This window comes from Streptomyces sp. NPDC059917 (assembly GCF_042730635.1).
Taxonomy (GTDB): domain Bacteria; phylum Actinomycetota; class Actinomycetes; order Streptomycetales; family Streptomycetaceae; genus Streptomyces.
Genome location: NZ_JBHWLC010000049.1, coordinates 53,803 through 64,473, shown reverse-complemented (window position 1 = coordinate 64,473; position 10,671 = coordinate 53,803). Strand labels below are relative to the sequence as shown.

Here is a 10,671-nt window from a genome sequence, read left to right as displayed (position 1 = left end):
CCCAGATGGCCGACCAACTCGACACCGCCATCGAACAACACGGCAAGGGCGACCTCACCACCCTCCTCACCGGCAACGACAACTGGACCGTCGTCCGACCGGACCGGCAGCCGGCATGGTGACGCAGGCCCCGGCGGCGGTCGCCCCGGCCGACCCGGTGGCCGCGCCGCTCTGGTTCCGCCACGGCGACGACGCGCTCCCCGCCGCGGGCGGCCCGGGCCACGGGCCGGTCGTACAGCTGTGGCTGATCGACCTCGCCTCCTCGCAGGGGGACCCGGCGGCCCTGGACGAGGAGGAACGCCGGCGCGCGCGTGCGTTCGTACGCGAGGCCGACCGGATCCGCTACCGCGCCGCCCACATCGCGCTGCGGGAACTGCTCGGGGCCTTCCTCGGCCTGGCCCCGGCGGTGGTTGCGCTGTCCCGGGCGCTCTGCCCGGCCTGCCGGGGACCGCACGGCCGCCCGGTCGTGGCCGGGTCCGTGCCGGGCGCGCCGCACTTCTCCCTCTCGTACGCGGGGGACACGGCGCTGGCGGCCTTCGCCGTCACCCCGGTCGGAGTGGACATCGAGCGGGTGCCGTCCCTGGCGACGGCGATGGACGTGGCCGACACGCTCCACCCGCTGGAGCGCGCCGAACTGCTGGCCCTGCCCGAGCCGGAGCGCCCGCGCGCCTTCGCCCGCTGCTGGACGCGCAAGGAGGCGTACCTCAAGGGCACCGGTCTCGGGCTGACCGAGGGCGCCGACGAACCGTACGTCGGATGCGCGGCCGCGCCCGTACGTCCCGCCGGCTGGGCGGTCCACGACCTCGCGCCGGGCGACGGCCTGCTGGCCGCCGTCGCGGTCGAGACCGTCACCCGCCGAACGAGCCGGATCCCCCTGCGCACCCCGTCCGAAAGGGAGTTGTCGTGACATCCGAGTCCCCATCCGCCCCCGCGTCCGCCGTCGACCGGCTCGCCGCCCTGCACGCCGAGGTGGTCCGGCGCAGTCCGGCCGAGCCCGAGTTCCACCAGGCGGCGCGCGAGGTGCTGGAGACCCTGGCGCCGGTGCTCGCCGCGCGTCCCGAGCTGGCGGACGCCGCGCTGGTCGAGCGGCTCTGCGAGCCCGAGCGGCAGATCCTCTTCCGCGTCCCCTGGCAGGACGACGCGGGGGCCGTGCGCGTCAACCGCGGTTTCCGGGTGGAGTTCAACAGCGCGCTCGGCCCCTACAAGGGCGGGCTGCGCTTCCACCCGTCGGTGAACCTCGGCATCGTCAAGTTCCTCGGCTTCGAGCAGATCTTCAAGAACGCCCTGACCGGTCTCGGCATCGGCGGCGGCAAGGGCGGCAGCGACTTCGACCCGCGCGGCCGCTCCGACGCCGAGGTGATGCGCTTCTGCCAGTCCTTCATGACCGAGCTGTACCGGCACATCGGCGACCGTACCGACGTCCCGGCCGGTGACATCGGGGTGGGCGGCCGGGAGATCGGCTACATGTTCGGCCAGTACCGGCGGATCACGAACCGGTGGGAGGCGGGCGTGCTGACGGGGAAGGGCCCGGGCTGGGGCGGCTCCGCCGGGCGCACGGAGGCCACCGGATACGGCAACGTCCTGTTCGCGGCCGAGATGCTGCGCCGCCGCGGCGAGGACCTGCCGGGGCAGCAGGCGGTGGTGTCCGGTTCGGGCAACGTGGCGATCTACACGATCGAGAAGCTCCACGCGCTGGGCGCGCGGGCCCTGACGGTCTCCGACTCCGGCGGGTACGTCCGGGACGAGAAGGGGATCGACCTCGAACTCCTCAAGCAGGTGAAGGAGGTCGAGCGGGGCCGGGTCCAGGACTACGCGCAGCGGCGCGGCTCGTCGGCGGTCTTCGTGCCGGGCGGCTCGGTGTGGGAGGTGCCCGGCGACCTCGCGCTGCCCTCGGCGACCCAGAACGAGCTGGACGTGGTCGACGCGCTGAACCTGATCCGGGGCGGGGTCAAGGCCGTCTCCGAGGGGGCGAACATGCCCACCACGCCCCAGGCGGTCCGTACCTTCCAGGACGCCGGGGTGGCCTTCGGCCCGGGCAAGGCGGCCAACGCGGGCGGTGTCGCGGTGAGCGCGCTGGAGATGCGCCAGAACTCCGGCCGCGAGGCCTGGCCGCAGGACCGCGTCGAGGCCGAACTGGCCACCGTGATGCGGGACATCCACGACACCTGCTACGAGACGGCGGAGCGGTACGGCGTCCCGGGCGACTACGTGGCCGGGGCCAACATCGCCGGGTTCGAGCGGGTGGCGGACGCGATGCTCGCCCAGGGCCTGGTCTGATCCCGCGCCCCCTTCGTGCCGGTGCCGGTGCCGGGCGGGCCGGGGCGGCGGTCTCGGCGCGGGCCTTGGTGTGGTTGCGGAGCAGGAGGCAGACGGCCGCCGCGGCGATCAGGACCGCGATCGGCAGGACGGCGGTGGTGTGCAGGGTGGCGGTGAAGGCGACCGCGTAGGTCTTGCCGGTGGCCAGTTCCGCGGCGAGGCGGCCCTGGAGCAGCGCGCCGACCGCGGCGGCGCCCACCACCGAACCGATCTGGCGGACCGTGTTGTTGACACCGGAGGCGGCCCCGGCCAGGTGCGGCGGGACGTGGCGCATGGCCTCGGTGGACATCGGGGCGATGATGCAGCCGACGCCCAGGCCGGTGACCAGCGTGGCCGGGACGAAGACGTACCAGGCGGTGGCGGGGGCCGCGAGCAGGGCGATGGCGACGATCCCCGCGCCGTAGCAGAAGACCCCGGCGAGCAGGACGTACCGGCCGCCGATCCGGTCGGCGAGCCGGCCCGCGAAGGGCCCCACCGTCATCGACACCAGGGAGGACGGGGCGAGGACCAGGCCGGCTTTGATCGCGCTCAGCCCGAGCACCGACTGGAGGTAGAGGTTGAACGGCAGCACCAGCCCCAGCATGGCGACCGAGATCAGGCCGACCAGCGCCGTCATCGCGGTGAAGTTGCGGTCCCGGAAGAGGGCGAAGGGGATCAGCGGCTCGCGGTCCTGGCGACGGCTCTGGTGGAAGAGGAACGCGGCGGCCAGCGCGGCGCCGGCGGCCAGCAGCGCCCAGATCCCGGCGCCCCAGTGGTAGTTCTGCCCCTCCTGGAGACCGAAGGCCAGGCAGAACAGGGCGGCCCCGGAGAGCAGGACGCCGGTCAGGTCGAAGCGGTGGGCGCGGGAGGTCCGGATGTCCGGGACCACGAGGAACGTCAGGACGAGCGCCGCGATCCCGATCGGCACGTTGACCAGGAAGATCCAGCGCCAGCCGACCGTGGAGACGAGGATGCCGCCCAGGGTCGGGCCGGACAGGGTGGCGAGCCCGGCGACCATGCCCCAGACGCCCATCGCGGTGCCCCGCCGGGCGGCGGGGAAGACGGACACGATCAGCGTCATCGTCTGCGGCGTGAGCAGGGCGGCGCCCAGTCCCTGGACGACGCGGGCGGCGATCAGCCAGGTCGCGCCGGGGGCGAACCCGCAGCCGATGCTGGCCAGGGTGAACACCGCGAGCCCGGCGGCGAACAGGGTGCGCGGACCGTGCAGGTCGCCGAGCCGGCTCGCCGTGATGATCAGGGCCGAGAGGGCCAGGGCGTATCCGCTGACCACCCAGAGCGTCTGGTCGAGGGTGGCGCCGAGGCCGCTCATCATGTCCGGGATCGCGATGTTCACGATCGTCAGGTCCAGCAGGGTCATGAAGAACCCGAGCGAGAGCGTCACCAGGACCGCCCACGGGTTCGCGCGCCACTTCCGCACGGTCCGCTCCTTCACCTTCGGCGCCCACCTTCGTGGGGGCCCGCGCCGCCCGGGCTCGTGCCCCGGCTTCTGCAACGACAGTAACCCATCTTTTTAGATGCATCAAGATGGATGCATCTAATGAAATGCATCGAGGGAGATGTATCGTGGTGGTCATGAATGGAGTCGAGCTGTTCCTGCTGGGCCGCACCCTCATGAAGATCGGTGAAGGGGCCATGCCCGAGCCCGAAGGCGGGGACTTCCGCCACGGCGGCAGCGTCCGGTCCGTGCTCATCGTGGCCAGCGACGTGTCCGCGCATCCCGACAGCGCCGTGGGGGAGATCGCCACCCGCACCGGCCTGCCGCAGAGCCAGGTCTCCACGGCGGTCGCCCGCCTCAAGGAGGCGGGCGCCGTCGTCACCGCCCCCGACCCCGGCGACCGCCGCCGCCTCCTGGTCCGCCAGGCCGCCGAACTCTCCGGCCGGGTGGCCGAGGTGCGGGCCACCACCATCGAGGACGCCCTCGCCGCGGCCCTGGGGAACCCGCCCCCCGAACACGTCAAGGAGGTCTCCGAGGCCCTCGAGGTGCTGGCCCGGCACCTGACGCCCCAGGCCCCCGCCCGGATGCGCGGCTGACGGCGGGTCCGGCCCGGGCCGCCACCACAGCGCGGCGCAAACCGCCCGCAAGCGGGGACGGGGAGGATCCGGCGCACCACACCGGTCCCAGAACCACCCAGAACGGAGACACCCGAGCCATGCGTGCCCTCGGAATCCCCCGCTTCGGCGGACCCGACGTACTCGGCGTCGTGGAACGGCCCCTCCCCGAGCCCGGCCCCGGTGAGATCCGCGTACGGGTGGCCGCCGCGGCCGTGAACCCCAGCGACCTCGCCCTGCGCAGCGGCTTCTTCGCCCCCTTCCTCGGTGAACTCCCGCCCCCCTACACGCCGGGCATGGACGCCGCGGGCACCGTCGACAGCGTGGGCCCGGGCAGCCGCTTCGCCCGCGGCGACCGCGTGCTCGCCTTCGTCAACCCGCTCACCCCGAACGGCGGAGCGCAGGCCGAGTACGTCGTCGTACCGCAGGACCAGGCCGCCGAGGTCCCCCCGGCGCTGGAGCTGGAGGACGCCGCCGGCCTGCCCATGAACGGGCTGACCGCGCACCAGGCCCTCGCCCTGCTCGACCTGCCGGGCGGCGCCACCCTCGCGGTCTCCGGTGCGACCGGAGCGCTCGGCGGCCTCCTGGTCCAACTCGCCTGCTACCGCGGTCTGCGGGTCATCGCCGGAGCCCATCCGCAGGACCACGAGCTGATCCGCTCCCTGGGCGCCGGACCCGTCGCGCGCGACCTCGACGCCTACCTGGAGGCCGTGCCCGAAGGCGTCGACGCCTTCGTCGACGCCGCCGGGATCGGAGCCGAGGCCGCCCGGGTCGTCAAGCACGGCGGCGACTACGTCCAGTGCGGCGCCGCCCCCGTCACCCTGCCCGCGGACCGGGAGCTGGTCCACCACCGGCTGAACGTCCTCGCGCACCCCGGCAAGGCGGCCGCCCTCACGCAACTCGCCGCCCTGGCGGCCAAGGGCATCCTGACCCCGCGCACCGCGTCCCGGCTCGCTCCGGACGGGGCCGCGCAGGCCCACCGGCGGCTGGAAGCGGGCGGGCTGAGGGGCCGCCAGCTCCTCGTCTTCTGACGCCGCCGCGAGAAGGCGGGACGGTGGAACAGCGGGACGGCGGGACGGGGCCGCTCAGCACACCGGCCGGCGGCCCGTGTCGCGGGCGGCCTCCTCCATCGCCGCGACCGGGGCCGGCAGCTCCGTCACCGGCGCGTCGAGCGGCACCAGCCGTCCCGCCCGCCCCGGCTGCATCGCGGCCCCGCCCTTCGCCGTGACCCGGCCCGTCGGGGCGGCCTCCAGGGTGCCGAGCGCGGCGACGTACGCGGGGAAGCTCTCCACGTCCCGCCGGTGGCGCACCGGTTCGCGGAAGCCGGCCAGCGCCGGGTAACCGTCCTGCCCGGTCAGCGTGTACGAGGTGGTCACCACCCGGTACACCCCCTCCGGCCGCAGCGGCGCGCCCCCGACCAGCACGTCGGCGGGCGCGACCCGGTCCCCGGCGGGGCCCGCCGGGTCGAAGGAGTAGCTGACATTGGCCGACACGGCGAGCGGCGCGTAGGTCAGGGCGCCCCGCGCGTCCGGCGCCCACTGCTGTTCCAGCGCGTCGTGCACCTGCGCCCCGCTGACCGATGCCGTGACCAGCGGGTTCCCGTACCCCACCGCCCGCCAGGCCCGTTCGAAGGTGACCGCGTCCTCGCCCGGCGCCGCCACGAGGTCGGTGTTGATCACGCTGCGGCCGAGCCGCGGCGCGAGCGCGATCAGCGCCAGGTCCGCGGGCGCGGGGTCGGGCCGGGGGCTGGTGTCGAAGGGGTCGGGTGCCCGCCCGGCCGCCCACAGCGCCCAATCGGCCACCAGGTTCCCCATGGCGCTCTCCCCGACCGCCGAGAGCCGGCGCTGGAAGGGGGTCCGCTGGCGCCCGATGGTCCGGCCGGCGCGTTCGCGCGCGTACCCGGCCCAGTGGTCCACCACGTCCCGCAGCCCCGGATGGGCGGGCACGTCACGGGTGTTGGGGTGGTTGGTCGAGGTGGTCAGCTCGCGCACCACGGCGCCCGTCGTCGGATCGAGCCGCAGGGTGATCTCGTTGACGATCTGCCCGTGACAGCCCGCCTCCACGAAGGGCCGGGGCCGCCCGCTCGGATCCGGCAGCATCATCGTGAAGGCCCGGTGCCAGTGCCCGGTGACGATCGCGTCGATGTCCGCCGACACCCGCAGCGCCAGCTCGTACGCCGGACCGCTCGGCGCGGTCCCCGCGTCGAAGGCGTCCCCGGCCACCGCCCCGTCGTGCATGCTCAGCACGATCGCGTTGACCCCCTGCGCCTTGAGCAGCGCCGCGCACCGGTTCGCCGCGGCCACCTCGTCCGAGGTGCGCAGCCCGGGCTGGTAGGAGTTCGGGAACCCCTCGGTGCCGAGCGCCGTCAGGTGGACGAAGCCGACGGGCAGCCGCCGCCCGCCCGGCGCGTCCACCCACTCGATGTTGTACGGGGGCAGTACGGCGACCCCGTCCGTGCCGTCCGGCCCGGTCGTCGTCACGTTCGCGCTGTAGTAGCGGAAGTCGGCGCCGTGGAAGGGCAGTCCGGCCGAGTCGGGGAAGCTGTGGGTGACCCCCGCCCCGTCGAGCCCGGCGCCCGCGCCCCGCTCCATGTGCTGCGTCAGGAAGCCGGGCGTGCGGTCGAACTCGTGGTTCCCCGCGGTCGCGAAGTCCAGACCCAGCCGGTTCAGCGCCTCGATGGTCGGCTCGTCCGACAGGCTGAAGGCGGGGAACTCCCACCCCGAGAACAGGTCGCCCGGGGCGAAGAAGAAGGAGTTCGTCCGGTCGGCCCGCAGCCGCTCCAGATGGGTGGCCATGTAGGCGACCCCGCCGACGGTGTACGTCGCCCCGTCCGCCCCCGCGATCACCGCGTCCCGGGCCGGGGGAGCGCCCAAGTACCCGTGCAGATCGGTGATGTTGAGGAGCTGTACCTCGACGTAGCCGGCCGCGCTGGTGGCGTCGAGCCCCGCCGCGCTGCCCGCGACCGCGGTCCCGGTGAGCGCCTTGACCCCCACCGCCCCGGCGGCCGTCAGGAACCGCCGCCTGCCCAGACCCGCACCCGCCATCGCCCCGTCCCCTCCCGACCGTCACCGTCCGCCGTCGCTCTCACAACGCGCGGCGCGGACGACCGTCACGCCCCGGCGGGGGCGGCCTGGGCGGGGGAGTGCTCGGCGCGGTAGCGCTTCATGAACTTGAACATGAGGACGACGGAGGCGATCGGCACGCCCCAGTTGCAGATCCAGTTCAGGTCGCCGTCGGCGGGGGCCGCGAGGGCGATCAGGTGGGCGACGGTCATCAGGGCGAAGACGCCGCCCCACGCGGCGGAGAACAGCCGGTTCGTCTTCTTGAAGACGGGCGAGCTCCAGGCCGCCTTCGGCACCTCCTGGCGGGCGTACTGCTCGGTGAAGGGCAGGAAGGGGAGCGTCAGGAGGATCAGCGCCGCCAGTGCGGCGGTCGCGACGGTCCGGCCGTAGTCGGTGACGAACGCCCCGGCGCCGGAGCCGCCGAGCCAGGCCACCGCCGAGAGCGCCGCGAAGGTCACCACGCCCATCGCGTCCAGCAGCATCACCTTGCCGCGCACCAGCGCCGGACTCGCGACGGCCAGGGAGACCAACGCGGCGAGGGCCGCCGACCACTGCGGCGCGAGGCCGTTGCCCGCCGCCTCGGAGAAGGCGATCCAGGGGAGGAAGCTGACGAGCGGGTTGGACTTCATGGCCGGGTCTCTTCTCGCTGGAGGCGGATGCCGGGCCTGCCTTCCTGGCCTGACAGGTCAAAAGTAGAAGGTCAGCTTGTGACCTGTCAATAGTGGAAGGTAGAGTCAGGGGCATGAGCCTCCGACACGCACTCCTCGGCCTGCTGACCGACCGCCCCTCCAGCGGGTACGACCTGATGAAGTTGTTCGACACCACGCTGGCCAACGTCTGGAAGGCCACCCAGAGCCAGGTCTACGGGGAGCTGACCCGGATGACCGACGCCGACCTCATCGACGTCTCCGCCGAGGGCCCCCGGGGTCGCAAGGAGTACACGCTGCGTCCCGAGGGCCGGGTCGAGCTGGAGCGGTGGTTGACCACCCCCGCTCCGCCCCAGCCGCTGCGCAGCGACGCCATGCTGCGCGTCTTCTTCCTCGGCCTGCTGCCGCCCGAGCAGGCCCGCGAACACCTCGCCCGGATGGAGGCCGCCGAGGCCGAACAGCGCGAGCGGCTGGAGCGCTTGCGCGACGGTCGCGAGTGGACGGGCCACCCGCTCGCGCTCTCCGGCCGCCTGGTCCTGGAGTACGGGCTGCGCGACGCCGAGGCGAAGCGGGAGTGGGCCCGCTGGGCCCTGGAGCAGATCCCCGGGGCCTGAGGGGGAGCGTCAGTGGGCGGCGGCCGGGTCCGGGGCGAGGCCGTCCGCGACCAGGCCCGCCAGTACGGCCCGCCCCAGCGTCTGCACCGCCGACTGCGGCCGGACCATCACGGTGAACTCCTTGATCCGCCCCTGCTCGTCCAGGTGCACCAGGTCGATCCCGTGGATCTCCTTGCCCTCCACGGTGGCCCGGAAGACCAGGACCGCCGCCGGGGCCCCGGCCCCGTCGGCGCTCGTCTCGCCCGCTCCGTCGAGCCGCCCGACGTAACGGAAGTCCTCGAAGGTCCGCAGGAGCACCCCGAAGAGCCCCAGCACCATCGGTCGACCCTCGAACGGGGTGAACTTCACGGGGCTGTAGAGCCGCACGTCCTCGGTGAACAGGTCCTCCAGGGCGGCCAGGTCGCGGCGGTCGACGGCGGAGCGGAAGCGGTCCACGGTGCTCTCGGTGCTCGTGCTCATGGCATCTCCTCGGTCATCAGTACTCACGAACGTGATTACTCAATTTCTTGACTATGATGGGGCAGGGTCATGCTCCATGACCAGGGGTCCGTGACCAGCGGTCCGTGACGGAAGAGACGAAGGGGGCGGCAGCAACGATGGCACTGCGCCACGCCGTACTGGCGGCGCTGCTCGACGAGGAACTGAGCGGCTACCAGCTGGCCAAGGCGTTCGACATGGGGGTGGCCAACTTCTGGCACGCCCTCCCCCAGCAGCTCTACGTCGAACTCGCCAAGCTGGAGCAAGAGGGCCTCATCGCCGGCCGCGAGGTCGTCCAGGACACCCGCCCCAACAAGCGGCTGTTCCGGGTCACCCCCGTCGGCCTCGCCGAGCTGGACCGCTTCACGGCCGCCGCCACCAAGCCGTCCTTCATGCGCGACGACCTCGTCGTCAAGGTCCAGGCCGCCGACCACGTCGACGCCGGGGCACTGATCACCCAGCTCGCCGAGCGGGCCATCTTCGCCACCGCCAAGATCGAACTCTTCGAGGCGATGCTGTGGAAGATGCGCGGCGAGCGCACCGAGGAGGAGTTCCTGCGCCACGGCGAGCGCATCGGCCCGTACCTGACCTGCCTGCGCGGCCTCGACTTCGAGCGCGCCAACCGGGACTGGTACGAGCGCACCATCACGGTCCTGCGCGAAAGGCGGCCCGACCATGGCTGAGGCATCCCCCCTGCGCTACGTGGCGCTCGGCGACAGCCAGACCGAGGGACTCGGCGACGGCGACGACACCACCGGCCTGCGCGGCTGCGCCGACCGCCTCGCCGAGCAGCTGGCCCTGCACCACCCCGGCGTCCTCTACGCCAACCTCGCCGTGCGCGGCCGCCTCGCGGGCCAGGTCAGGGAGGGGCAGTTGGCGCCCGCCCTCGCGCTGCGCCCCGACCTGGCCACGGTCGTCGCCGGGGTCAACGACCTGCTGCGGCCCCGCTTCGACCCGGACGAGACCGCCGCCCACCTGGAGGCCATGTTCGCGGCGCTCACCGGCGCGGGCGCCCGCGTCGCGACCGTCACCTTCCCCGACATAGGCCGGCTCGTCCCGCTCGCCCGCCCGCTCGGCTCCCGCGTCACCGCCCTCAACGCCCGGATCCGGCTGGCCGCCGACCGGCACGGGGTGGCTCTCGCCGACACCGCCCGGCATCCCGTGGTGACCGATCCCCGGCTGTGGAGCGAGGACCGGCTGCACGCCGGCCCGCGCGGCCACGCGCTCATCGCCGCCTCCGTGGCCCACGCCCTCGGCCTGCCGGGCGCCGACGACTCCTGGACCCGCCCCCTGCCGGGCCCCGGCGCGGCTCCCCGCACCGTGGCCGGCGAACTGCGCTGGGCCCACGCCTTCCTGAGCCCGTGGCTCGCCCGCCGCGTCCGCGGCCGCTCCTCCGGCACGGACCGCACCGCGAAGCGCCCCGCCCTCCTACCGGTGACCCCCGCGTCGGACCCCGCCCCGGCGCCGCTCGCCCCGCCCCGGCAGCACGGGGGAAGCGTCCGCTGA

Annotated in this window: 10 protein-coding genes and 1 pseudogene; 7 read left to right on the top strand and 4 right to left on the bottom strand. The window is 74.0% G+C overall.

Features of this window, described 5'->3' with window-relative positions; genetic code table 11:
• Positions 1 to 115: 115 nt before the first annotated feature.
• Together ACFWAR_RS25935 and gdhA are read left to right on the top strand one after the other, a co-directional pair.
• Positions 116 to 907 (top strand): 4'-phosphopantetheinyl transferase family protein, encoded by a 792-nt coding sequence (locus tag ACFWAR_RS25935; RefSeq protein WP_385781595.1) that lies wholly within the window; start codon positions 116 to 118, stop codon positions 905 to 907.
• A 50-nt stretch (positions 908 to 957) separates the two neighbouring features.
• Positions 958 to 2,277, top strand: a complete 1,320-nt coding sequence (gene gdhA / locus ACFWAR_RS25930; protein WP_385781603.1) for an NADP-specific glutamate dehydrogenase — start codon at positions 958 to 960, stop codon at positions 2,275 to 2,277.
• 115 nt (positions 2,278 to 2,392) lie between these two features.
• Here gdhA and ACFWAR_RS25925 read toward each other — a convergent pair.
• A pseudogene (locus ACFWAR_RS25925) lies at positions 2,393 to 3,697 on the bottom strand (DHA2 family efflux MFS transporter permease subunit); the annotation flags it as partial.
• A 191-nt stretch (positions 3,698 to 3,888) separates the two neighbouring features.
• On the opposite strand from ACFWAR_RS25925, the gene ACFWAR_RS25920 reads away from it, so the two are divergent.
• Both ACFWAR_RS25920 and ACFWAR_RS25915 read left to right on the top strand, forming a co-directional pair.
• Positions 3,889 to 4,347: a MarR family transcriptional regulator gene (locus ACFWAR_RS25920; RefSeq protein ID WP_385781591.1), complete on the top strand. Its 459-nt coding sequence runs from the start codon at positions 3,889 to 3,891 to the stop codon at positions 4,345 to 4,347.
• Positions 4,348 to 4,466: 119 nt separating this feature from the next.
• Positions 4,467 to 5,396: an NADP-dependent oxidoreductase gene (locus ACFWAR_RS25915; RefSeq protein WP_385781588.1), complete on the top strand. Its 930-nt coding sequence runs from the start codon at positions 4,467 to 4,469 to the stop codon at positions 5,394 to 5,396.
• 54 nt (positions 5,397 to 5,450) lie between these two features.
• On the opposite strand, the gene ACFWAR_RS25910 is transcribed toward ACFWAR_RS25915, so the two are convergent.
• Both ACFWAR_RS25910 and ACFWAR_RS25905 read right to left on the bottom strand, forming a co-directional pair.
• A complete protein-coding gene (locus ACFWAR_RS25910; protein WP_385781585.1) occupies positions 5,451 to 7,409 on the bottom strand; it encodes a bifunctional metallophosphatase/5'-nucleotidase in 1,959 nt (652 codons plus the stop codon).
• Positions 7,410 to 7,474: 65 nt separating this feature from the next.
• Positions 7,475 to 8,056 (bottom strand): hypothetical protein, encoded by a 582-nt coding sequence (locus ACFWAR_RS25905; protein WP_385781582.1) that lies wholly within the window; start codon positions 8,054 to 8,056, stop codon positions 7,475 to 7,477.
• 113 nt (positions 8,057 to 8,169) lie between these two features.
• Here ACFWAR_RS25905 and ACFWAR_RS25900 point away from each other — a divergent pair, with 113 nt between their 5' ends.
• Positions 8,170 to 8,688: a PadR family transcriptional regulator gene (locus ACFWAR_RS25900; protein ID WP_385781579.1), complete on the top strand. Its 519-nt coding sequence runs from the start codon at positions 8,170 to 8,172 to the stop codon at positions 8,686 to 8,688.
• A 9-nt stretch (positions 8,689 to 8,697) separates the two neighbouring features.
• Here the strand turns inward: ACFWAR_RS25900 and ACFWAR_RS25895 are convergent, their stop codons facing one another.
• On the bottom strand, positions 8,698 to 9,147 hold the full coding sequence (locus tag ACFWAR_RS25895; RefSeq protein ID WP_385781576.1) for a nuclear transport factor 2 family protein: 450 nt from the start codon (positions 9,145 to 9,147) through the stop codon (positions 8,698 to 8,700).
• Positions 9,148 to 9,284: 137 nt separating this feature from the next.
• On the opposite strand from ACFWAR_RS25895, the gene ACFWAR_RS25890 reads away from it, so the two are divergent.
• Positions 9,285 to 9,848 carry a PadR family transcriptional regulator gene (locus tag ACFWAR_RS25890; protein WP_385781601.1) on the top strand — a complete coding sequence of 188 codons (564 nt, stop codon included), beginning with the start codon at positions 9,285 to 9,287 and terminating at the stop codon, positions 9,846 to 9,848.
• On the top strand, positions 9,841 to 10,671 hold the full coding sequence (locus ACFWAR_RS25885) for an SGNH/GDSL hydrolase family protein (protein ID WP_385781573.1): 831 nt from the start codon (positions 9,841 to 9,843) through the stop codon (positions 10,669 to 10,671). The genes ACFWAR_RS25890 and ACFWAR_RS25885 overlap by 8 nt, the downstream gene beginning before the upstream one ends.

Excerpts from the sequence above, each read along its gene's own strand:
- ACFWAR_RS25935 (WP_385781595.1), top strand. The coding sequence starts at position 116 with ATGGTGACGCAGGCCCCGGCGGCGGTCGCCCCGGCCGACCCGGTGGCC.
- ACFWAR_RS25920 (WP_385781591.1), top strand. The coding sequence starts at position 3,889 with ATGAATGGAGTCGAGCTGTTCCTGCTGGGCCGCACCCTCATGAAGATC.
- ACFWAR_RS25915 (WP_385781588.1), top strand. The coding sequence starts at position 4,467 with ATGCGTGCCCTCGGAATCCCCCGCTTCGGCGGACCCGACGTACTCGGC.
- ACFWAR_RS25910 (WP_385781585.1), bottom strand. The coding sequence starts at position 7,409 with ATGGCGGGTGCGGGTCTGGGCAGGCGGCGGTTCCTGACGGCCGCCGGG.
- ACFWAR_RS25905 (WP_385781582.1), bottom strand. The coding sequence starts at position 8,056 with ATGAAGTCCAACCCGCTCGTCAGCTTCCTCCCCTGGATCGCCTTCTCC.
- ACFWAR_RS25900 (WP_385781579.1), top strand. The coding sequence starts at position 8,170 with ATGAGCCTCCGACACGCACTCCTCGGCCTGCTGACCGACCGCCCCTCC.
- ACFWAR_RS25895 (WP_385781576.1), bottom strand. The coding sequence starts at position 9,147 with ATGAGCACGAGCACCGAGAGCACCGTGGACCGCTTCCGCTCCGCCGTC.
- ACFWAR_RS25890 (WP_385781601.1), top strand. The coding sequence starts at position 9,285 with ATGGCACTGCGCCACGCCGTACTGGCGGCGCTGCTCGACGAGGAACTG.
- ACFWAR_RS25885 (WP_385781573.1), top strand. The coding sequence starts at position 9,841 with ATGGCTGAGGCATCCCCCCTGCGCTACGTGGCGCTCGGCGACAGCCAG.